The organism is Phenylobacterium sp. NIBR 498073 (genome assembly GCF_027286305.1).
In the GTDB taxonomy this organism is placed as follows: Bacteria; Pseudomonadota; Alphaproteobacteria; order Caulobacterales; family Caulobacteraceae; genus Phenylobacterium.
Window position 1 is genome coordinate 114928 of record NZ_CP114599.1, and the last position, 21437, is coordinate 136364.

20 protein-coding genes and 1 pseudogene are annotated in these 21437 nt (G+C 70.3%); 19 read left to right on the plus strand and 2 right to left on the minus strand.

Annotation, left to right across the window (positions count from 1 at the left end):
* Positions 1-74: 74 nt before the first annotated feature.
* Positions 75-1226, plus strand: a complete 1152-nt coding sequence (dnaJ, locus tag O4N75_RS00615; protein ID WP_269627484.1) for a molecular chaperone DnaJ — start codon at positions 75-77, stop codon at positions 1224-1226.
* Between the two features lie 40 nt (positions 1227-1266).
* Positions 1267-1863, plus strand: a complete 597-nt coding sequence (locus tag O4N75_RS00620; protein WP_269627485.1) for a TetR/AcrR family transcriptional regulator — start codon at positions 1267-1269, stop codon at positions 1861-1863.
* Here the strand turns inward: O4N75_RS00620 and O4N75_RS00625 are convergent.
* On the minus strand, positions 1860-2375 hold the full coding sequence (locus O4N75_RS00625) for a GNAT family N-acetyltransferase (protein WP_269629410.1): 516 nt from the start codon (positions 2373-2375) through the stop codon (positions 1860-1862). The genes O4N75_RS00620 and O4N75_RS00625 overlap by 4 nt on opposite strands.
* Before the next feature lie 122 nt (positions 2376-2497).
* On the opposite strand from O4N75_RS00625, the gene mutS reads away from it, so the two are divergent.
* Positions 2498-5182 carry a DNA mismatch repair protein MutS gene (gene mutS / locus O4N75_RS00630; RefSeq protein ID WP_269627486.1) on the plus strand — a complete coding sequence of 895 codons (2685 nt, stop codon included), beginning with the start codon at positions 2498-2500 and terminating at the stop codon, positions 5180-5182.
* Between the two features lie 8 nt (positions 5183-5190).
* Complete coding sequence (locus O4N75_RS00635) at positions 5191-5772, plus strand: HAD-IA family hydrolase (protein ID WP_269627487.1); 582 nt, start codon at positions 5191-5193, stop codon at positions 5770-5772.
* On the opposite strand, the gene O4N75_RS00640 is transcribed toward O4N75_RS00635, so the two are convergent.
* Positions 5769-7250: a globin-coupled sensor protein gene (locus O4N75_RS00640; protein ID WP_269627489.1), complete on the minus strand. Its 1482-nt coding sequence runs from the start codon at positions 7248-7250 to the stop codon at positions 5769-5771. The two genes, O4N75_RS00635 and O4N75_RS00640, sit on opposite strands and share 4 nt — an antisense overlap.
* 261 nt (positions 7251-7511) lie before the next feature.
* Between O4N75_RS00640 and O4N75_RS00645 the strand changes: the two genes are divergently transcribed.
* From O4N75_RS00645 to O4N75_RS00715, 15 genes and pseudogenes are all read left to right on the plus strand, one after another.
* The gene (locus O4N75_RS00645; protein ID WP_269627490.1) at positions 7512-10331 is read left to right on the plus strand and encodes a [protein-PII] uridylyltransferase; all 2820 of its coding nucleotides are present in this window, start codon (positions 7512-7514) and stop codon (positions 10329-10331) included.
* 82 nt (positions 10332-10413) lie between these two features.
* Positions 10414-12003, plus strand: a complete 1590-nt coding sequence (murJ, locus tag O4N75_RS00650; protein WP_269627491.1) for a murein biosynthesis integral membrane protein MurJ — start codon at positions 10414-10416, stop codon at positions 12001-12003.
* 146 nt (positions 12004-12149) lie between these two features.
* Positions 12150-13184 (plus strand): tryptophan--tRNA ligase, encoded by a 1035-nt coding sequence (gene trpS / locus O4N75_RS00655; RefSeq protein ID WP_269627492.1) that lies wholly within the window; start codon positions 12150-12152, stop codon positions 13182-13184.
* Positions 13185-13246: 62 nt separating this feature from the next.
* The gene (locus O4N75_RS00660; protein ID WP_269627493.1) at positions 13247-13720 is read left to right on the plus strand and encodes a universal stress protein; all 474 of its coding nucleotides are present in this window, start codon (positions 13247-13249) and stop codon (positions 13718-13720) included.
* 80 nt (positions 13721-13800) lie between these two features.
* A pseudogene (locus O4N75_RS00665) lies at positions 13801-14558 on the plus strand (IS5 family transposase).
* 132 nt (positions 14559-14690) lie between these two features.
* Complete coding sequence (locus O4N75_RS00670) at positions 14691-15038, plus strand: hypothetical protein (protein ID WP_269627494.1); 348 nt, start codon at positions 14691-14693, stop codon at positions 15036-15038.
* Between the two features lie 47 nt (positions 15039-15085).
* A complete protein-coding gene (locus tag O4N75_RS00675; protein ID WP_269627495.1) occupies positions 15086-15658 on the plus strand; it encodes a NifU family protein in 573 nt (190 codons plus the stop codon).
* Between the two features lie 10 nt (positions 15659-15668).
* Positions 15669-16199 (plus strand): hypothetical protein, encoded by a 531-nt coding sequence (locus tag O4N75_RS00680; RefSeq protein ID WP_269627496.1) that lies wholly within the window; start codon positions 15669-15671, stop codon positions 16197-16199.
* Entirely contained in the window at positions 16199-16834 is a 636-nt protein-coding gene (tsaB, locus tag O4N75_RS00685; protein WP_269627497.1) for a tRNA (adenosine(37)-N6)-threonylcarbamoyltransferase complex dimerization subunit type 1 TsaB, read from the plus strand. Before O4N75_RS00680 ends, tsaB begins: the two co-directional genes overlap by 1 nt.
* Complete coding sequence (gene rimI, locus O4N75_RS00690; RefSeq protein WP_269627498.1) at positions 16831-17283, plus strand: ribosomal protein S18-alanine N-acetyltransferase; 453 nt, start codon at positions 16831-16833, stop codon at positions 17281-17283. The genes tsaB and rimI overlap by 4 nt, the downstream gene beginning before the upstream one ends.
* Before the next feature lie 42 nt (positions 17284-17325).
* Positions 17326-17733, plus strand: coding sequence for a Fur family transcriptional regulator (locus O4N75_RS00695; RefSeq protein ID WP_269627499.1), 408 nt, complete (start codon positions 17326-17328; stop codon positions 17731-17733).
* 73 nt (positions 17734-17806) lie between these two features.
* Entirely contained in the window at positions 17807-19147 is a 1341-nt protein-coding gene (gene miaB / locus O4N75_RS00700) for a tRNA (N6-isopentenyl adenosine(37)-C2)-methylthiotransferase MiaB (RefSeq protein ID WP_269627500.1), read from the plus strand.
* On the plus strand, positions 19144-20097 hold the full coding sequence (locus tag O4N75_RS00705) for a PhoH family protein (protein ID WP_269627501.1): 954 nt from the start codon (positions 19144-19146) through the stop codon (positions 20095-20097). The genes miaB and O4N75_RS00705 overlap by 4 nt, the downstream gene beginning before the upstream one ends.
* Positions 20094-20558 carry an rRNA maturation RNase YbeY gene (gene ybeY, locus O4N75_RS00710; RefSeq protein WP_269627502.1) on the plus strand — a complete coding sequence of 155 codons (465 nt, stop codon included), beginning with the start codon at positions 20094-20096 and terminating at the stop codon, positions 20556-20558. Before O4N75_RS00705 ends, ybeY begins: the two co-directional genes overlap by 4 nt.
* The gene (locus tag O4N75_RS00715) at positions 20551-21423 is read left to right on the plus strand and encodes a hemolysin family protein (protein WP_269627503.1); all 873 of its coding nucleotides are present in this window, start codon (positions 20551-20553) and stop codon (positions 21421-21423) included. The genes ybeY and O4N75_RS00715 overlap by 8 nt, the downstream gene beginning before the upstream one ends.
* Positions 21424-21437: the final 14 nt, after the last annotated feature.

Consider the following 21437-nt stretch of genomic DNA (forward strand, 5'->3'; position numbering starts at 1 on the left):
TTGGAATAAGCCTTGCAGTCGGGCGGGGATCATCCCACCTCAATTCTCAGATCAATTTGAACCTCTGACATAGCATGCGGGATTATTACGATATCCTCGGCGTGGAACGGAGCGCGGACGAAGCTGCGCTGAAGTCGTCGTTCCGCAAGCTCGCCATGGAACACCACCCCGACCGTAACGGCGGGTGCGAGGAAGCGGCCGGCCGGTTCAAGGAGATCAACGAGGCCTATTCGGTCCTCTCCGATCCCCAGAAGCGCGCGGCCTACGATCGTTTCGGCCATGCCGGCGTCAACGGCGCGGCGGGCGGCGGCGGAGGCGGCCAGTTCCACGACGTCAACGACATCTTCAACGAGGTGTTCGGCGACGTCTTCGGCGACATGTTCGGCGGTCGCGGCCGCCAGCGCTCGGGCCCGGCCCGCGGCCAGGACCTGCGCTACGACCTGGAGATCACCCTGGAGCAGGCCTATGCCGGCTCCGAGGTCGAGATCACCGTGCCGGCCTCGATCAACTGCGAAACCTGCGACGGCTCGGGCGCGCGTCCGGGCACCAGCCCGACCGTCTGCGGCGGCTGCGGCGGCGCGGGCCGCGTGCGCGCCAGCCAGGGCTTCTTCTCGATCGAGCGAGCCTGTCCGCGCTGCGGCGGTTCCGGCCGCTTGGTGCTGGACCCCTGCGAGGATTGTCACGGCCACGGCCAGGTGCGCAAGCAGCGCACCCTACAGGTCCGCATCCCGGCCGGCGTCGACGACGGCGCGCGCATCCGCCTGGCCGGCGAGGGCGACGCCGGGGCGCGCGGCGGGCCGCGCGGCGACCTCTACATCTTCCTGTCCGTGCGCCCGCACGACCTGTTCGACCGCGACGGCCTGGATCTGCTCTGCACCGTGCCGGTGCCGATGGCGGTGGCCGCCTTGGGCGGGGAGATCGAAGCGCCCTGCCTGATGGGCGGCGACAACTGCGACGGCGCCTGCCGCATCGAGGTCAAGGTGCCGGAAGGCTCGCAGACCGGCCGCACCGTGCGCCTGAAGGGCAAGGGCATGCCGTCGCTGCGCTCGCGCGATCGCGGCGACCTGGTGGTCGAACTGTTCGTCGAGACTCCGACCAAACTCACCGCCCGCCAGAAGGAGCTGATGCGCGAATTCGTCGAAATCTGCGGCGAGCAACAGCATCCGAAATCGGCCAACTTCATCGGCAAGGCCAAACAGTTCTGGGACGACGTCACCGGCGGCTGACCCCGTCGCGCGCGCGTCCGGCTCGGGCTATCAACGGCAGATGAGCGGCACAGTCGAAGCTATCGAAAAACGTGACGGCCGCCGTGAGCGCGCCGTCGCCAGCCGTGCGCGCATCCTCGAGGCGATGGTCGACCTGATCCAGGCCGGCGAGGTGCAGCCGTCGGCCGAGGCGGTGGCGATCCGCGCCGGGGTCGGCGTGCGCACGGTCTTCCGGCTGTTCAACGACGTCGAAGGTCTGCACCGCGGCCTGCAGCAGGTCATGGACGAGCGCCTGGCCCCGATCTACGACGAGCCAGTCCACGGGACCCTGGCCGAGCGTCTCGACCAGCTGGTCGCGCGCCGCGCCGTGGTGTTCGAAAAGCTCGCTCGGCCGAAGGCTTTCGCCGACGCCAATCGCGCGCGTTCGCCCAGCCTGACCGCCGGTCACCAGGCCTTCGTGCGCCGCCAGCGCGAGCTGCTGCTGCGCCACCTGGACGGGGTCGCTGTGGTCGACGGTGATCTGCTGGAGGCGCTCGATCTGGCGCTCAGCTTCGACGTCTGGCGTCGCCTGCGCGAGGACCAGGGCCTGACGGTCGCCGACGCTCAGCGGGTCGTCGGGGTCATGGCCCGGGCCGTGGTGGCGGTCTCGGCGGCCTAGCAGGTCAGGCTGCGGATGTCGGGCCAGCGATAGCTGACCTCGTGGGTGACGCCGCCGGGCCCCGGCTCCCGCCGCGGCGCCTCGGCCAAGCCGCCCAGATGCTCATAAAACTGCCGGGCTGGAATGTTGTCGCGCAGCACCGAGAGCATCAGGCTGGTCGCGCCGTTGGCGGCGAACACGCGGGCCAGGCCCGTCATCAGCTCGCGTCCGAGGCCGTGGCCCTGGGCTGCCCTCAGCACGTACAGCGTCATGATCTCGGCCTCGCCCGGGCGCCGCGACCGCGACGGGCCGCCCGAGGCGTAGCCCACGAGCCGCGTGCGATCGGCCGCCGCCAGGGTCGCCTCGCGCTCGCCCGGCTGCAGCAGTCCGGCCCGAAAGCGCCGCGCATAGACCGGGATCGACATGCGGGCCAGGTAGGAGTCTGGCAGCAGTCCCTGATAGGTCTCACGCCACGACGTGATGTGGACGCGCGCGAGATCTTCGGCGTCGTCGGGTCCTGCGGGAAAGATCACGTGCGGCAAGGGCGGCTCCTCACTTAGCCACAGCTTGGAAGTCGCAGGCCCTTGTTCAAGGGGCCTCACGCGGCTGTCAGGGGCTGACGGATCGCGCGGACCCCATTAGCTTCCGCGGGCTCATGAACGCTCCGACCTCCGCCATTCCCGACCCGACCGGCGCCACCCCGGTCATGGCCCAGTTCTTCGAGGCCAAGGCCCGCCAGCCCGATGCGCTGGTGTTCTTCCGCATGGGCGACTTCTACGAGCTGTTCTTCGAAGACGCCGAAAAGGCCGCCGCGGCGCTGAGCATCACCCTGACCGCCCGCGGCAATCACGGAGGCGCGCCGATCCCGATGTGCGGCGTGCCAGTGCATGCGGCCGAGGCCTATCTCGCCAAGCTGGTCCGCTCGGGCTTCAAGGTCGCTCTCTGCGAGCAGATGGAAGACCCGGCTGAGGCCAAGAAGCGCGGCTCCAAGTCCGTGGTCCGCCGCGACGTCGTGCGCGTCGTCACCCCCGGCACCCTGACCGAAGACGGCCTGCTCGACGCCCGCGGCGCCAACCGTCTGGCCGCCGTCGCCGTGCGCGCCGGCGCCGCGGCCGTGGCCAGCGTCGAGCTGTCCACCGGCGAGGTGGAGTGCATGGCGCTGTCGCGCGACAGCCTGGCCTCGGCCCTGGCCGCGCTCGGCCCGTCCGAGACCCTGGTCCCCGACCGCCTGTTCGCCGACGAGACCCTGGCGGCGACCTTCAAATCGGCCGGCGGGCTGATCCAGCCGATGCCCTCGGCGCTGTCCGAGCCGTCGGCTTCCGAGGCGCGGCTGAAGCGGCTCTACGGGGTCGAGACCCTCGACGGCTTCGGCGAGCTGACCGGCGCGGAGATCTCGGCGCTGGGCCTGATCGCCGCCCACCTGGAAACCACCCAAGCCGGCCGCCTGCCGGCGCTCACCGCGCCGCGGCGGGCGGGCGAGGCCGACGTCATGGCCATCGACCCGGCCACGCGATCCAGCCTGGAGATCGAGAAGTCGACCTCCGGCTCGCGTGACGGCTCGCTGCTCGGGGCCATCGATCGCACCATCACCGCGCCCGGCGCGCGCCTGCTGGCCTCGCGGCTGGCCCGGCCGCTGCTCGACCCGGCCGCCATCGATGCGCGCCTGGACGCCATCGAGTGGTTCTGCGAGCGCCGCCCGCTGCGGGCCAAGCTGCGTGACCAGCTGCGCGGCATGGGCGACATGGCCCGCGCCCTGTCCCGCCTGGCGCTCGGCCGCGGCGGCCCGCGCGATCTCGGCTCTTTGAAGGCCGGCTTGGCCGGCGGCGAGGCGATCTTCAGCCTGTTCGCCGCGCCCGAGCCGTTGGATCCGGCCCCGGCCGAAATCGCCGGCGCCCTGGCCGCGCTGCATCCGACCGCCGATCTCGAGCTGGCCGACTTCCGCCGCATGCTGGCCGAGGGGCTGGGCGAGGAGCTGCCGGCCCAGGCTCGCGACGGCGGCTTCGTGGCTGCCGGGGTCCGCGCCGAGCTGGACCAGGCCCGCGCCCTGCGCGACGACAGCCGCAAGGTGATCCTGCAACTGGAGGCCAAGCTGGCGGCCGAGAGCGGCGTGGCGCTGAAGATCCGTCACAACGCAGTCCTCGGCTACTTCGTCGAGGCTACCGCCAAGGCGGCCGAGCCGCTGATGAGCGCGCCGCTCAACACCACATTCATCCACCGCCAGACCCTGGCCAACCAGGTCCGCTTCACCACCGTCGAGCTGGCCGAGCTGGACGCCCGCATCGCCCAGGCGGCCGAGCGCGCCCTGGCCATGGAGGTCGCCACCTTCGAGGCCTGGCGCGAGGCGGCGATCCGCATCGCGCCCGCGATCCAGGCCGCCGCTGAAGGCGCAGCGCGCCTCGACGTCGCCGCGGGGCTCGCCGAGTGGGCCGACGACGTCGGCGCCGCCCGGCCGGTGGTCGACCGCTCGACGGTGTTCGAGGCCCAGGCCGCCCGCCATCCGGTCGTCGAGGCCGCCGTAAAGCGGGCCGGCGATCCCTACACCCCCAATGACTGCGCGCTCGACGGGGCGGGCGCGGCCGCCGCGCGGCTGTCGATCGTCACCGGTCCGAACATGGCCGGTAAGTCGACCTTCCTGCGCCAGAATGCGCTGCTGGCGGTTCTGGCCCAGGCCGGCTGCTACGTGCCGGCCAAGGCGCTGCGCATCGGCGTCGTCGACCGCCTGTTCAGCCGGGTGGGGGCGGGGGACGACCTGGCCCGCGGCCGCTCGACCTTCATGGCCGAGATGGTCGAGACCGCGGCGATCCTGACCCAGGCGACGCCGCGCTCGCTGGTCATCCTCGACGAGATCGGTCGCGGCACCGCCACCTATGACGGCCTGGCCATCGCCTGGGCCTGCGCCGAGGCGCTGCATGAGACCAACCGCTGCCGCGGCCTGTTCGCCACCCATTATCACGAGCTGGCGGTGCTCGAGGACCGGCTGGCCCATGTCTCCAACCTGTCGCTCAAGGCCAAGGAATGGAACGGCGACCTGATCTTCCTGCATGAGGCCGGCCCCGGCCCGGCGGACCGCTCCTACGGCGTGCAGGTCGCCAAGCTGGCCGGCGTGCCGCCGGCGGTGGTGGTCCGCGCCCGCGAGGTGCTGGACCGGTTGGAGCGCGAGGCCGGGGCCCCGACGCATCTGGAAGACCTGCCGCTGTTCGCCGCCCACGCCGCCGAACCGGAAGCCCCCGCGTTCGCGCCCAGCGAGGTCGAGGCGCAGCTCAAGACCCTGGACCTCGACGGCATGAGTCCGCGCGAGGCGATGGCCGCGCTCTATCGGCTCAAGGAACTGATGGGATGAAGGCGCTGATGGTCGACGTCGATGGGGTGATCGTCGTCCATCCGGATCCCGCCGGCTGGTCGACGAACCTCAAGCGCGATCTAGGCCTGGCGATCGAGCTGCTGCAGGAGAAGTTCTTCGCTCCGAACTTCCACGACATCGTCCATGGCCGCGCGGCGCTGCGCGAGCGGCTGGCGCCGGTACTCGCCGACATCGCGCCGCACCTGACTTGCGACCAGCTCTGCGCCTACTGGTTCGAGAACGACAGTCATCTCGACCATGATCTGCTGGACCAGCTCGCCGCGTTCCGCGCCCGGGGCTACGCCCTGCATCTGGCCACCGTGCAGGAACACGAGCGCGCCGCCTATCTCTGGAACGACATGGGCCTGAAGGACCGCTTCGACGCGATCCACTACGCGGCTGACCTTGGCCATGCAAAACCGGCCGACGGGTTCTATGCCGCGATCGAGGCGCGCACGGGCTATGCGCCCAGCGACCTGTTCTTCATCGACGACAAGGCCGCCAATGTGCTGGCGGCCCAGGCGCGCGGCTGGAAGGCGGCGGTCTGGACCGGCCAGGACCGCCTCGCAGATCTGATCGCGCGGGCCTAGGCGGCTCGCCTTGCGACCGCTGCTGCGCCGGTCGCCAACCGGAAGCGGCCGATCAACTGGGACAGGTTCTGGGCCTCGCGCGCCAGGTCGGCCGCCGCGTGCGCGGTCTCCAGCACCATGCCGGCATTCTGCTGGGTGACGCGGTCCATCTCATTGACGGCGCTGTTGACTTGGCCGAGGCCGACGGCCTGTTCCTGGGCCGAGCTGGAGATGTCGGCCACCAGGCCGTGCACCTCGGTCACGCGGCCGACGATGCGCCCCAAGGCCTGGCCGGTCTCGCCGACCAGATTGACCCCCTGGCTGACCTGCTCGCTCGAGGCGCTGATCAGGGTCTTGATCTCCTTGGCGGCGTCAGCCGAGCGTTGGGCCAGGGCCCGGACCTCGGAGGCGACGACGGCGAAGCCGCGCCCGGCCTCGCCCGCCCGGGCCGCCTCGACCCCGGCGTTCAGCGCCAGCAGGTTGGTCTGGAAGGCGATCTCGTCGATCACCCCGATGATCTGGCTGATCTGCTTGGACGAGTCCTCGATCTGGCCCATGGCCGAGATCGCGGCCTCGACCACCGGGGCGCTGGTCTCGGCTTCCTTGCGGGCGTCGGCCACCGCGCCGGAAGTCTGGCGGGCGGTCTCGGCGGCGCGCTGGACGGTGACGGTGATCTCTTCGACCGCGGCGGCGGTCTCCTCCAGGCTGGCGGCCTGGTTTTCGGTGCGCCGCGCCAGGTCGTCGCCCGAGCTCTTCATCTGGCCGACCGTGGCGGTCACCGCCGAGACGGAGTCCACCACCGCGGCGATCGCGCCGTGCAGCTCGCCGACCGCGCCGTTGAAATCGTCGCGCAGCTGGGCGTAGTCGCCCGACAGCGGGGTCTCGATGCGGCTGGTCAGGTCGCCGCGGGCCAGACCCGACAGCGCCGCGGCCAGGCTGCGCACCACTGTCGCCTGCTCGGCGGCCGAGCGGGCCTTCTCGGCCTCGGCCTTGGCGCGGTCGGCCTCGGCGGCCTCGAAATAGACGTCCAGCACCAGGCTCATGTCGAGCATGGCGCCCTTGATCAGCGCTGACAGCGTTTCGGCCACCTCGGCGTTCTTGGCCTTGGCGCCGAAGCCCTTGGCGCCCTTCTCGGCGACCACCGCGCGGACAAGCTGCTCGAGCACAAGCGCATAGCCGCCGATGTACCAGCGCGGCTCCAGCCCGATCTTGGCGTGCACCGCCCCGATGGTCTGGACTGACTTGGCGTAGTCGGCGGTGAATTCTCCCGAGGCGATGCCCTGCCAATGGCGCAGCTGGGCGTTCTGGGCCTTGGTGATGTGGCCGTCATCGCGGAAGTGCACCTTGGTTTCGGGCGTCGCGCGGACCTGGGCGTAGAAGTGGTCGAGCGCGCCGGGCAGCTTCTCGGAGATCAGCGGCTGGGCCGCGCGCAACGTCTTACGGGTCTGCGGCGTCACCTGCATGAACTCCAGGCGATCGTCCAGGCTCTTACCCGTCATAATCCACTCCACCATAACCCGCTTCCAGCAGTCCTTGAGCGGCCGTGGTTAAGGATGGGTAAGCAGTTCCCCAATCGACCGAAGTCTTGGCGAACAAAGACTACAAACTGAAGCTTGAGCCGCGGCCCACAGCGCCGCCAGGACGTTTTTCAGGCGCCGCCGGTATTCTGAAGGCCGGCCTGCGGGTTTCGGTTTGGCCCCGGCCTGCTCCCCGACAGAGGAGAGGATGCCGCAGCTTCGCGAAGTGATTATATCCACACTATGCCGCCTCGCCTCCGACCCACCCGCCTGGAATACGTCGTCGACGGCGTACGCTTGCGCGCCCAGCTGTCCGCCGCCGCCCTCGACGCCGCCGGCGACGAACAGGAACAGCGCCGCCGGGCGCTGGAGATCCTCAAACAGGCCCTGTTCCGCGGCCGCATGATCGCCAAGGAGCGGCTCGAGAACGGCGCCGGCGGCATCGAGACCGCGCGGCTGCTGTCGGGCGTGACCGACGAGGTGGTCACCGCCCTCTATGACTTCACCACCGTCCACGTGTTCCGGGCCCGCAACCCGACCGAGGGCGAGCGCCTGGCGCTGATGGCGGTCGGCGGCTACGGCCGCGGCACCCTGGCCCCGTTCTCCGACCTCGATCTGCTGTTCCTGCGGCCCTACAAGCAGACCGCCCACACCGAGAGCGTGATCGAGTACATGCTCTACGCGCTCTGGGACCTCGGCTTCAAAGTCGGCCACGCTTCGCGCACGGTCGAGGAGTGCCTGAAGCTCAGCCGCGAGGACTACACGATCCGCACCTCGATCCTGGAGGCGCGCCAGCTGAGCGGCGACGCCGCCCTGGCCGAGGAGCTGGTCCAGCGGTTCCGGGCCGAGGTGGTCAAGGGCACCGCCGCCCAGTTCGTCGCCGCCAAGCTCAAGGAACGGGACATCCGCCAGGAGCGCGCCGGCGCCAGCCGCTATCTGGTCGAGCCGAACGTCAAGGAGGGCAAGGGCGGCCTGCGCGACCTCAACACCCTGTTCTGGATCGCCCAGTACCTGCACCCGGTCAGCCACGTCGACGGCTTCGTCCAGCTCGACATGTTTGACCGCAAGGAGGTCACGGCCTTCATCAAGGCGTTCGACTTCCTCTGGGCGGTGCGCAGCCACCTGCACTTCGCCACCGGCCGGCCCGAGGAGCGGCTGACCTTCGACCTCCAGCCGGAAATCGCCCGGCGGATGGGCTATGGCGACCGCGGCGACGCGCCGGCCGTCGAGCGGTTCATGCGCCGCTACTTCCTGATCGCCAAGGAGGTCGGCGCCCTGACCCGGGTGTTCGCCGCCAAACTCGAGGCCGAGCAGATCAAGCAGCAGCCCAAGGGGCTGTCGCGGCTGATCCCCGGACGCGGCCGGGCCAAGCGCAAGAAGCTGGATCCCGGCTTCCACGAGGAGGGCGGGCGCCTGAACGTCGACGGGCCAAAGGTGTTCGAGACCGACCCGGTTAACCTGTTGCGTCTGTTCCGGCTGGCTGACCAGCGCGATCTCGACCTGCACCCGGACGCCTTCACCGCCGCCAGCCGCTGCGCCAGCATCATCGGCTCCAAGGTCCGCCGCGACCCCGCCGCGGCCAAGGTGTTCCTCGATATTCTGGCTCACGGCCGCGATCCGCAGCGGGCGCTGTCGATGATGAACGACGCCGACGTGCTCGGCCGGTTCATTCCGGAGTGGGGCCGCATCGTCGCCCAGATGCAGTTCAACATGTACCACTCGTACACGGTGGACGAGCACACCCTGCGGGCCGTCGGCGTCATCGCCGACATCGCCAACGGCCGCTTCGCCGAGGACCATCCGCTGTCGACCGCGGTCATGCCGCTGATCGACGACCGCGAGGCGCTGTTCCTGGCCATGCTGCTGCATGACACCGGCAAGGGCGGAGCGGGGGGCCAGGAGAAGGCCGGCGCCCGCGCCGCGCGGTCGGCCTGCGAGCGGCTCGGGCTGGATCGCAAGCGCATCGAGATGGTCGCCTGGTTGGTCGAGCATCACCTGGTGATGAGCGACTACGCCCAGAAGCGCGACGTCTCCGACCCGCGCACGGTCGCCGACTTCGCCCGCATCGTGGAGACGCCGGAACGCCTACGCCTGCTGCTGGTGCTGACCGTGGCGGACATCCGCGCTGTCGGCCCGGGGGTCTGGAACGGCTGGAAGGGCCAGTTGATGCGCGAACTCTACGGCGCCACCGAGGCGGTGTTCCGCGGCGGGCGCGGCTCCGACGCCGCCGCCGCCATCCGCCGCTATCACGAGAACGCCGCCTATGACGCCCGCGTGCGGCTGATCGCGGCCGACCCCGCGGCCACCGACTGGGTGCAGGCCATGGAGGACGCCTACTTCACCTCGTTCTCCGACGCGGAGATCCTGGTCCATGCCGGCCTAGCGCGCCGCGCCGCCGAGAGCGGGGCGGCCGCCGAAGGCCACATCCGCAGCGGCCTCAACGCCTCGGAGGTGGTGATCGCCGCGCCCGACCGCTCGCGCCTGTTCGTCGACCTCGCCGCCGCGGTCACCGCCGCCGGCGCCAACATCGTCGGGGCGCGGGTGTTCACGTCACGCCAGGGCCAGGCGCTGGACGTGTTCTACGTGCAGGACGCCACCGGCGCGGCCTACGGCGCCGACAATCCGCGCGTACTGGCCAAGCTGGCCGACTCGCTGGCGGCGGCCGGCCGTGGCGAGCTGACCAAGTCCGAACCGCGCCGGGTGACCGACTTCGGCCGCGCAGCGGCGTTCACCATCACCCCGACGGTGATGCTCGACAACGAAGCGTCCGAGGTCTCGACCGTGGTCGAGGCGTCCGGCCGCGACCGCCCCGGCCTGCTGGTGGCTCTGGCCCGCAACCTCGCCGATGCGGGACTGTCGATCCTTTCGGCGCACATCGACGGCTATGGCGAACGGGCGGTCGACGCCTTCTACGTGACCGAGCGCGACGGCGGAAAACTGACCGATCCCAAGCGGATGGCGGCCTTGAAGTCCCACCTGATGAAGGTGCTGGAGGAGGTCGAGGCCGCCGCCCCGAAGCCGCGGGCCAACCTGCAGAAGGCGCGCGCAAGCGTCGCGCGCTGACGGGGCGGCTTGACCGGTGCGGCCGCATAAGCGCACACCAACGCCCGTGACCGCAGCCGCAACTCCTGCCGCCAAGAGCGGATTGATCCGCTCGTCCCTGCTGCTGTCGGGCTTGACCCTGATCAGCAGGTTCATGGGGCTTGCGCGGGATCTCGTGCTGACCGCGCGGCTGGGCGCCAGCGCAACCATCGCCGCCGACGCCTATTATACGGCCCTGGCCTTCCCGAACCTGTTCCGGCGGATCTTCGCCGAGGGGGCGTTCTCCTCGGCCTTCATCCCGTCCTACACCAAGACCCTGACCGGCGAAGGCCAGGTCGAGGCCGACCGCATCGCCTCCGACGCCCTGGCCACCCTGGCGGCGGCCACCATCGCCATCACGCTGGCCGCGCAGCTGGCCATGCCGTGGCTGATGTACGTGATCAATCCGGGCTACGCCTCGGATCCGGCCAAGTTCAAGCTGGCCATCGTGCTGACCCAGATCAGCATGCCCTACCTGCCGTGCATGGCGATCGGGGCGCTGTTGTCGGGGGTGCTCAACGCCCATCGCCGCTTCATCATCACCGGCATCTTTCCGACCATTCTCAACCTGGTGATGCTGATCGCGGTGATCCCGCAGGACGATCCCATCCTGGCCGCCTACGCCGCCTCCATCGCCATTCCGATCGCCGGCGTCTTCCAGGCGGCCCTGCTGTGGTGGGGCGCGCGCAAGTGCGGCGCTCACATCCGCCTGCGCTGGCCGTCGCTGACGCCCGAGATCAAGGCGCTGATCGCGCTCGCCGTGCCCGGGGCGATCGCCGCCAGCGCCGTGCAGATCAACATCTTCATCTCCGGCATCCTCGCCTCGCAGGTCGCCGGCGGCCGGGCCTGGACGGAAGTCGCCGCGCGGCTCTACCAGCTGCCGCTCGGACTGATCGGGGTGGCGGTCAGCGTCGCCCTGCTGCCGCGGCTGTCCAGCGCCATCCAGGCGAAGGACCACGACGACGCCCAGGCCGCCACCGATCAGGCGGTGATCTTTTCGCTGGCCCTGACCGCCCCGGCCGCCGCGGCCTTGATCGCCATGCCGTTCTTCCTGATCGACGGGCTGTTCACGCGGGGGGTCTTCACGGTCGAGGACGCCCGCCAGACTGGCTGGATCCTGCTCAACTACGGCTGGGGCGTCCCGGCCTTCGTGCTCGCCCGCGTGCTGCAGCCGGCCTTTTTCGCCCGCTCGGACACCAAGGCGCCGATGCGTTTCGGCCTGATCTCGGTGGCGGTGAACATCGTGCTGGGTCTGGCGCTGTTCCAGATCGTCGGGGTCAAGGGCATCGCCGCGGCGACCAGCGCGGCGGCCTGGATCAACGTCGCCCAGATGGTGCTGCTGCTGGCCAAGCGCGGCGACTATTCGCCGACCAAGGCGGCCTGGAGCCGCATCGGCCGCATCGTCGCGGCCAGCACCGTCTTCGGCGCGCTGCTGGCCTTCGCGTCTCACGAGCGCGCCTGGCTGGAGGCGCCGCTGCGCAGCTTCCACCTCATCGGACTGGGGGCCAAGGAGATCGCGGTCCTCGGCGTCGCCGCCGTCGGCGTGGCGGTCTACGGCCTGCTGCTGCTCGCCTTCCGCGGCATCACGCCCAGCGAGATCAAGACCGCGCTGCGCCGGCGGCCCGGCGATGCGGCGGTCGCGGCCGACCTCTGACGGGCTTGCGATCTGCGGCTGCAGGCCTTATTCGCTCAGGCATGGCTTGCGGACGAAACACATGGCGATGGCGTAGCGCCTGATTCCCGTCTTTCCCGGCGCGATCCTGCGCGCCTGCCTGTCCTCTTCCCTCGGAAGCCGATCCCATGACTGACCAAGCTCCCCCCGCCTACAGCGGTCCCCAACGCGTGCTGTCCGGCGTCCAGCCGTCCGGCGCCCTGCATCTCGGCAACTATCTCGGCGCGCTCGTGAAGTTCGCCCGCCTGCAGCACGAGGTCGAAACCTTCATCTTCGTCGCCGACATGCACGCGATCACCGTGTGGCAGGACCCCAAGCTGCTGGCCGGCCAGGTGCGCGAGATCACCGCCGCCTATCTCGCCTCGGGCCTGGATCCCAAGGTCGCGACGATCTTCCCGCAGTCGGCTGTGCCCCAGCACGCCGAACTGGCCTGGATCTTCAACTGCGTGGCCCGCCTCGGCTGGCTCGACCGGATGACCCAGTTCAAGGAGAAGTCGGGCAAGCACAAGGAGCGCTCGAGCGTCGGCCTCTACACCTACCCGGTGCTGCAGGCGGCCGACATCCTGCTCTACAAGGCGACCCAGGTGCCGGTCGGCGACGACCAGCGCCAGCATCTCGAACTGACCCGCGACGTTGCCGCGAAGTTCAACCACGACTTCGAGGTCCCGGGCTATTTCCCGCTGCCCGACGCCCTGACCCAGGGTCCGGGCGCGCGGATCATGTCGCTGCGGGACGGCGCGGCGAAGATGAGCAAGTCGGACCCGTCCGACAACTCGCGGCTCAACCTGCTCGACGACGCCGAGACCATCGCCCAGAAGGTCCGCAAGGCCAAGACCGACCCGGAACCGCTGCCGGAAACCCTGGACGAGCTCAAAGCCCGTCCGGAGGCCGAGAACCTGGTCGGCATCTACGCCGCCCTCGACGGCCGCACGTCGGCGCAGGTGCTGGCCGAGTTCGCCGGTCAGGGCTTCGGCGCCTTCAAGCCCAAGCTGGCTGATCTGGCGGTGGCCAAGCTCGGTCCCGTCGGCGACGAGATGCGCCGCCTGATGGCCGATCCGGCCGAAATCGACCGCGTCTTGGCGGCCGGCGCCGAGCGCGCCCGCGCCGCCGCGGCCCCGACCCTGGCCGAGGTCCGCAAGATCGTCGGCTTCTGGGGTGCCTGACCTGAATCCCTAGTGCTTAAGGTGGCTTGCGCAGAACCGCTGCGCAGGCCACCGTCCGGCCCATGAGCCAGCGCAAGTTCCTCGTCATCGCCGACGACAGCCCGGAGTTCCAGGCGGCGCTCCGCTTCGCCTGCCGGCGCGCACGCTCGACCGGCGGCCATGTGGCCCTGCTGCGGGTCATCGAGCCGGCCGTGTTCGAGCACTGGAGCGGCGTGCGCGAGGAGATCGAGCGCCAGGCCCGCGAGGAAGCCGAGGCGGTGCTGCACAAGATGGCCGAGTTCGTCATCGCCGAGACCGGCATGGCGCCCGAGTTCATCATCATGCACGCCGAGAGCACCCGCGCGGCGCTGCGCAAGGTCATTTCCGAGGACCCCGACATCAAGATCCTGGTGCTGGCCTCCTCGGTCGGCGGCCGCGGCCCTGGCCCGCTGGTCTCCTCGATCGCCAAGGACGGTGTGAAGTGGGGAACCCGCAAGCTGCCGGTAACGGTGGTGCCCGGCGACCTCACCGACGACGAAATCGCCGACCTGGCGTGATGGCCCTAGGGTCTGTACTCAATAGGGTCTAGCGCGGCGTTGGCGTTGCTGATTCAAGGATTCCGGAAGGAGCCTTGGATATGGCGAAGCAGGTTCAGTGGCTTAGCGACGAAGAATGGGCTCGGATCGAGCCGTTGCTTCCGCGAGGTCGTAAGGGCGCCCATCGGGTGGATGATCGCCGGGTGATCTCGGGCATTGTCCATATGCTGAAGAGCGGAGCTCGCTGGCGCGATTGCCCACCGGAGTTCGGGCCCTACACGACCGTCTACAACCGTTTCAACCGCTGGAGCCGCCAGGGGCTCTGGCTGCAGATGTTTGAGGCGCTGACGGGCCACACCGGCATCTATGGCGCGGCGATCGACGCTACCCACGTCAGGGCGCACCGGTCGGCGGCGGGCGCAAAAGGGGGGCCTTCCTCCAAGCCATAGGCCGCTCGCGTGGGGGCCGCACCACCAAGATCCATGGCCTGGTCGACGAGCGCGGCCGGCCCAGGGTGCTGCTGCTCAGCGCCGGAAACATCAACGACATCAGCATGGCCCACGCCCTGATCCAGGCCACAGGCCCCTTCCAGAAGCTCCTGGCTGACAAAGGCTACGACGCCGACCATCTGCGCAGGCGGCTCGCCGAGCGCGGGGCCGAGGCGGTGATCCCTTCCACCACCTCTCGCCGAATTCCAATCCCCTACGACGCCAACGCCTATAAGGACCGAAACCGCGTCGAGCGCATGTGGTGCAGGCTAAAAGACTTCCGACGCATCGCTACCCGCTACGACAAGCTCGCAAGGAACTACCTCTCGGCCGTCCTGCTCGCCGCAACCTACGCATACTGGCTCAATTGAGTCCGGACCCTAGCGAGCCTGGCCGCCGCCGCGGCGCTCGCCGCCGAGCCGCGGATCTCCTATTGGCGGCTCTCGGATGATGATCGGCGCCTGGAGCTGCTCACCGCGCCTGCCGCGTCGCCAGGCCTTGGATTGCAGCGCCTGACGCTCGACTGTCGCAAGCCCGGCGCGCTGCGCGTCGAGGCGCCGGGGATCGAATACGTCGCGCCGGGCGCAAGCCCGCCGATCCGCACGCCGCTGGTCTTGGAATTCGGATCGGCAGGCGCCAGGCCCGAGATGTTCCAGGCGCCGGTGCTGTCCTGGCGCGTTCGCGCCGACGCCAGATCGCCGCAGACCGCCGTCTTCGCGCCGTCCTACAAATATCGCCGGCTCGGCGACATGACGTCGGTCACCGCGCGCTTCGGCCGGGACGCCTTCACCGCGCCCCTTCCTGAGCAGGGCCTTTGGCGCCGGTTCGTGTCGCGCTGCGCGGCCGTGTAGCAGCGACAAAACTTGCGATTCCGCGTCCAAAGCGCCACATCTGCCTCATGTTCATCCAGACCGAAGCCACCCCGAACCCCGAGGTTCTGAAGTTCCTCCCCGGCCGCGAAGTTCTCGCCGAGGGTTCGCGCGATTTCCGGGACATGGACGCGGCCCAGGTCTCGCCGCTGGCGGCGGACCTGTTCGACATCGAGGGCGTCACCCGGGTGTTCTTCGGCGCCGACTTCGTCACCGTCGGCAAGGACGCCCATCACGACTGGCCGCACCTGAAGGCGCCGGTGCTGGCCGCGATCATGGACCACTTCACCTCCGGCCGGCCGCTGTTCGTCGAGAGCGCCGCCGAGGCCGGCGGTCATGACGAGGCGGTCTATGAAGGCGAGACCGCCCAGGTGGTCGCCGAGATCAAGGAGCTGCTCGACACCCGTATCCGTCCGGCCGTGGCCCAGGACGGCGGCGACATCCTGTTCAACCGCTTCGACGCCGACACCGGCGTGGTCTGGCTGCACATGCGCGGCGCCTGCTCGGGCTGCCCCTCGTCGTCGGCGACGCTCAAGGCGGGCGTCGAGAACATGCTCAAGCATTACGTGCCCGAAGTCACCCGCGTCGAGCAGACGCTCTAGGGCGTACGTCGTGGGGGCGATCCGAACCTTGCTCCTGGCCCTGGCCGGGGCCGGCGTGCTGGCCGCGCCCGCCGCCGCCAGCGAGGATGACTGGCCAGTGCTCAAGGGCGCGCGCCTCGAGGGCCTGCGTCCCTGGGGCGCCTTCGCCGTCTACCGCGCCGACCGCAGCGTCACCGGCGTCTCGCTCTACCTGCGCGAGGGCCAGACCATCGCGCGCCGGGTCCAGACCCGCGACGGGGCTGACGCCGTCGTCACCTGGGCCACGGCGCGGTCCTGCCCCGCCCTGACCGCCGCCGTGGCCGGTCTGGAGAAGCTGCCGGCTCCGCGCATCGAGGTTCCCGGCGTCGGGACCAAGCCGCTGCCGCCCGCCGCCGCCGCCAACGCCGACAGCTACCTGCTCTGGGCCGAGGACGCCCGCTTCGCGGCCGCGCCCTATCCGGTGCAGCTGGAGGTGCGCGGCGAGGGCGGCTCGCCCATGGCCGCCTGGGTCGACGCCAGCCTGCGTCGCCTGGCGTCCTGCTGGGGCCCGTCCCAGCCGTGATGATCCTGGCCATCGACACCTGCCTGTTCGCCTGCTCGGCGGCGGTGGTCCACGACGGCGCGGTGCTCGCCGCGCGCGTCGAGCCGATGAGCCGCGGCCACCAGGAGCGTCTGGCCCCGCTGGTCGCGCAGCTGATGGGCGAGGCCGGCGTCGCCTTCGACCAACTTGACCGCATCGCCGTCACCGTGGGCCCGGGCTCGTTCACCGGCCTGCGCGTCGGCCTGGCCTTCGCCAAGGGTCTGTCGGCCGCGCTGGGAATCCCGGCGGTGGGGGTCGGCTCCCTGGAGGCCTTGGCCCAGCCGTACAAGGGCCGGGTGTTCGCGGTCCTCGACGCCAAACGCGGCCAAGTCTACCTGCAGGCGTTCGCTGATGGCGCGGCGGTCAGCGCCCCCGACGCCCTGCCGATCGAGACCGCCGCTGCGCGGGTCGCCGAACTGGCCCCCGACATCCTGGTCGGCACCGGCGCGGCGCTGCTCGCCGAGATGCGGCCCTCGGCCCAGGCGATCGTCATCGACTATGCCGATCCCGCGGCGATCGCCGCCATCGGCGCCGCCCGCGCCCCGATCCCGCCGCGCCCGCTCTACCTGCGTGCGCCGGACGCCAAACTGCCGGGCGGCAAGAGCCTTTCCGAATGAAGCTGCGCGGCGCCTGGGGGCACGAGGCGCAGGCGCTGGCGCAGATCCACGCCGCCGCCTTCGACCATGCCTGGTCCGCCGCCGAGATCGCCCAGCTGCTGGACGGGCCGGGCGGCTTTGCGCTGTTGATCGAGACCGAGGCCCCGCTGGCCTTCATCCTCTGCCGCGCCGTGGCCGGCGAGGCGGAGATCCTGACCCTGGCCGTCGATCCCGCCGCCCGCCGCCGCGGCCTGGCTCGCGCCCTGGTCGAGGCCGCCGCCGGCGCCGCGCGCATGGCCGGGGCCGACGTCATGTTCCTGGAGGTCGCGCACGACAACCTGCCGGCCCTGGGCCTCTATGAAGCGGCCGGCTTCGAACGGGCCGGACTGCGCCGCGGCTACTATGATCGCGGCGCTGCCGGGAGCGCAGATGCCGTTGTTATGCGTCTCGACCTTGGCCGCGAGACCTAGTCGCCCTATCCTTGCGGCGAGTTGATTTCCGAGGAGACTGTCGTGGATCGCATCGAAAGCCTCTGCGTCGAGAAGGGCATGCGGATGACCGAGCAGCGTCGCGTCATCGCGCGCGTGCTGTCGGCCGCCCATGACCACCCCGATGTGGAAGAGCTGTACCGCCGCGCTCACGAGGTCGATCCCCACATCTCGATCGCCACGGTCTACCGGACGGTGCGCCTGTTCGAGGAGGCCGGCATCATCGCCCGGCACGACTTCCGCGACGGCCGCTCGCGCTACGAAGAGGCGACCGAGGTCCACCATGACCACCTGATCGACATGAAGACCGGCAAGGTCGTCGAGTTCGTCGACGAGGAGATCGAGGCCCTGCAGGAGGCCATCGCCCGCAAGCTCGGCTACAAGCTGGTCGACCACCGGCTCGAGCTCTACGGCATGCCGCTCGAAGACTGAGCCGCGATGGCGGGCGGCCCCTGCGTCAGGTGGAAAACTTGCGTGGGGGCGCTCGCAACCCCATAACGCCGGCATGACCGGTTCTGCGCCTGCAAAGCGCCTCTTCATCAAGACCTACGGCTGTCAGATGAACGTCTATGACAGCGAGCGCATGGCCGACGTGCTGGCGCCGCTGGGCTACGGCGTGACTTCGACCCCGGAGGACGCCGACCTCGTCGTCCTCAACACCTGCCACATCCGCGAGAAGGCCACCGAGAAGGTCTATTCCGAGCTCGGCCAGATCAAGCTGATGAAGCAGGCGAAGGCCGAGGCCGGCGGCAAGATGACCATCGCCGTCGCCGGCTGCGTCGCCCAGGCCGAGGGCGAGCAGATCATGCTGCGCCAGCCGGCCGTCGACCTGGTGGTCGGGCCGCAGGCCTATCATCAGCTGCCCGAGCTGATCGCCCGCGCCCACCGGGCCCGCGGCGAGCGCCTGGCCGCCGACTTCGCCGCCGACGAGAAGTTCGACGCCCTGCCGGTCGAACGCAATCCGGAGGGCGTCACCGCCTTCCTCACGGTGCAGGAAGGCTGCGACAAGTTCTGCACCTTCTGCGTCGTGCCCTACACCCGCGGCGGGGAGTGGTCGCGCCCGGTCGAGACCATCCTGGCCGAGGCCCGCGATCTGGCCGCCAAGGGCGTTCGCGAGGTCACCCTGCTGGGCCAGAACGTCAACGCCTACGCCGGTGAAGGCGGCCTGGCGGGCCTGGCGCGCCAGTTGGCGCAGATCGAGGGCCTGGACCGCATCCGCTACACCACCAGCCACCCGGCCGACATGGACGAGGCGCTGATCGCCGCCCACGCCGAGCTGCCGCAGTTGATGCCCTATCTGCACCTGCCGGTGCAGGCCGGCTCGGACAAGATCCTCAAGGCGATGAACCGCGCCCACACCGCGGAAAGCTACCTGCGGCTGGTCGAGAAGATCCGCGCCGCGCGGCCCGACATCGCCATGTCCGGCGACTTCATCGTCGGCTTCCCGGGCGAGCGCGACGCCGACTTCGAGGCGACCCTGCAGCTGGTGCGCGAGGTCGGTTACGCCGCCTCTTTCACCTTCAAGTACTCGCGCCGTCCTGGCACCCCGGCCGCCGCCCTGCCGGGCCAGGTGGCCGAGGAGGTCAAGGACGAGCGGCTGGCCCGCCTCAACGCCCTGATCGACGAGCAGCAGCGCGCCTTCAACGCCGCTCAGGTCGGCAAGGTGCTGCCGGTGCTGTTCGAAAAGCCCGGCCGCCATCCGGGCCAGCTCTCGGGCCGCAGCCCTTATCTGCAGGCCGTCCACGTCGAAGGCCCCGAGCGGCTGATCGGCCAGATCGTGCCTGTGCGCATCGAGACGGCCCACAAGATGAGCCTGGCCGGCGTGCTCGAGATGGAGACCGCGTGAGCCGCCCCGAGTACATCCCGCTTTCGGACGAGGCCGCCCGTGCGGTGGCCGGCGCCGCCAGCCGCCATGCGGCGCTGATCGAGGACGCCTTCAACGTCCTGATCGAGACCCCCGGCGGCGGGGTGTCGATCAATGGCGACGCCAAGTCCCGCGCCGGGGCCAAGCAGGTGGTCGCCGCCCTGGCCGCCCAGGCCGACTCCGGCCGCGAGGTCACCGAGGCCGACGTCCGGGTCGCCATCGGCGCCGCCCGCGCCGGGACCGGCAAGTCGCCGGCCGGCGGCCTGCCCAGCGGCCGTCGCGGCCAGGTCGCGCCGCGCACCCCGGGCCAGGCCCGCTATCTCGACTCGCTCAACAAGTGCGAACTGGTCTTCGGTCTCGGCCCGGCCGGCACCGGCAAGACCTTCCTGGCCGTGGCCCACGGCGCGGGCCTGCTGCTGCGCGGCGAGGTCGACCGCTTGATCGTCAGCCGTCCGGCGGTGGAGGCGGGCGAGCGGCTCGGCTTCCTGCCCGGCGACATGAACGAGAAGGTCGACCCCTACATGGCCCCGGTCTGGGAGGCGCTGACCGACATCATCGGCGCCGAGCAGCTGCGCCGGCGGCGGGAGAAGGGCGAGATCGAGGTCGCGCCGATCGCCTTCCTGCGCGGCCGCACGCTCAGCCACGCCTTCATCATCATCGACGAGGCTCAGAACACCACCCGGCTGCAGATGAAGATGGTCCTGACCCGCATCGGCGAGGGCTCGCGCATGGCGGTCACCGGCGACCCCAGCCAGATCGACCTGGTCAACGCCGCCGATTCCGGCCTCGCCCACGCGGTCGGCCTGTTGGAGGGCGTCCAAGGGGTCGGGGTCAACCGGTTCTCGGTCGAGGACGTGGTGCGCCACCCGATGGTCGAACGCATCGTGCGCGCCTACGACGCCGATGCGGCCAAGAGCGGACGCGCGATTTGATCGATATCGAGATCGAGGACGAAGCCTGGGTCGCCGCCGCGCCGCAGGCGCAGGATCTCGTGCAGGCCGCCGCCGCCGCGGCCTTGCGGCAGGCCGAGTTCGACGGTGACGCAGTCACCATCCTGCTGACCGACGACGACAGCGTGCGCGACCTCAACGCCCGGTTCCGCGGCAAGGACTATGCGACCAATGTCCTGTCCTTCCTCGCGCCGCAGAACCCGGAGGGACACCTGGGCGACATCGCCCTGGCGTTCGGCGTCTGCGCCCGCGAAGCCGCCGAACAGGGCAAGCCGCTCGCGCACCACCTGCAGCATCTGGTGGCGCATGGCGTGCTGCATCTTTTAGGATACGATCACGAGACCGACGCCGAGGCCGAACACATGGAAGGTCTAGAGCGCGTCATCCTGGCCGGGCTCGGGGTTCCTGACCCCTACGCGGCTGAGCAGGGAGACCATGGCTAACTCTTCGGACGGGATATCCAGTCCGCCCGAACCTCCCAGTCGAAGCCGGGGGATTCGGGCGTTCTTTCGCAAACTTCGGGCCGGCCGGGCCGAGGCGCCGCCGCCGGGCCCGACGTCGGGCGCCAACGGCCTCGTAGAACAGGCGGCCGCCTTCCAGACCCTGCGGGTCTCCGACGTGATGACGCCGCGCGTCGACATCGTCGCGGTCGAGCTGTCGACGTCGTTCTCCGAAGTGGTCGACCTGTTCGCGGAGTCCGAGCACAGCCGGATGCCGATCTACCGCGAGACCCTGGACGATCCCGTGGGGGTCATCCACGTCAAGGACATCTTCAAGCTGCTGGCCGGGCGCGGCCGACGGCCCGGCCCGTCCGACCTGGTGCTCCAGAAGCTGCGCCGCGACGCGCTCTACGTGCCCGGATCTATGCGCGCCGCCGACCTGTTGCTGCGCATGCAGGCCGAGCGCACTCACATGGCCATGGTCATCGACGAGTTCGGCGGCACCGACGGCCTGGTGACCATGGAGGACCTGGTCGAGGCCGTGGTCGGCGAGATCGACGACGAGCACGACGAGGCCGCGGTCGCCTCCATCACGCCGCGGGCAGGGGGCGTCTACGAGGTCGACGCCCGCGCGCCGCTGGAGAAGCTGGAGGCGGCCCTGGGCGAGCATCTGGCGCCCGGCGAACTGGACGAGGAGATCGACACCGTCGGCGGGCTCGTCTCGGCCCTCGCCGGCCGCGTGCCGCAGCGCGGGGAGGTCATCGCCCATCCCGCAGGCTTCGAAATCCAGGTGCTGGATTCCGACGCCAGACGTGTAAAGCGGGTGCGGTTCGCGCCCGTGACGGCGCCGTCCGGCGAAGAGGTCTGATCTGAAAACGCCGT

Coding starts and splice junctions, on each gene's coding strand:
- dnaJ (WP_269627484.1), top strand. CDS start 75: ATGCGGGATTATTACGATATCCTCGGCGTGGAACGGAGCGCGGACGAA.
- O4N75_RS00620 (WP_269627485.1), top strand. CDS start 1,267: ATGAGCGGCACAGTCGAAGCTATCGAAAAACGTGACGGCCGCCGTGAG.
- mutS (WP_269627486.1), top strand. CDS start 2,498: ATGAACGCTCCGACCTCCGCCATTCCCGACCCGACCGGCGCCACCCCG.
- O4N75_RS00635 (WP_269627487.1), top strand. CDS start 5,191: ATGGTCGACGTCGATGGGGTGATCGTCGTCCATCCGGATCCCGCCGGC.
- O4N75_RS00640 (WP_269627489.1), bottom strand. CDS start 7,250: ATGACGGGTAAGAGCCTGGACGATCGCCTGGAGTTCATGCAGGTGACG.
- O4N75_RS00645 (WP_269627490.1), top strand. CDS start 7,512: ATGCCGCCTCGCCTCCGACCCACCCGCCTGGAATACGTCGTCGACGGC.
- trpS (WP_269627492.1), top strand. CDS start 12,150: ATGACTGACCAAGCTCCCCCCGCCTACAGCGGTCCCCAACGCGTGCTG.
- O4N75_RS00660 (WP_269627493.1), top strand. CDS start 13,247: ATGAGCCAGCGCAAGTTCCTCGTCATCGCCGACGACAGCCCGGAGTTC.
- O4N75_RS00675 (WP_269627495.1), top strand. CDS start 15,086: ATGTTCATCCAGACCGAAGCCACCCCGAACCCCGAGGTTCTGAAGTTC.
- tsaB (WP_269627497.1), top strand. CDS start 16,199: ATGATCCTGGCCATCGACACCTGCCTGTTCGCCTGCTCGGCGGCGGTG.
- rimI (WP_269627498.1), top strand. CDS start 16,831: ATGAAGCTGCGCGGCGCCTGGGGGCACGAGGCGCAGGCGCTGGCGCAG.
- miaB (WP_269627500.1), top strand. CDS start 17,807: ATGACCGGTTCTGCGCCTGCAAAGCGCCTCTTCATCAAGACCTACGGC.
- O4N75_RS00715 (WP_269627503.1), top strand. CDS start 20,551: ATGGCTAACTCTTCGGACGGGATATCCAGTCCGCCCGAACCTCCCAGT.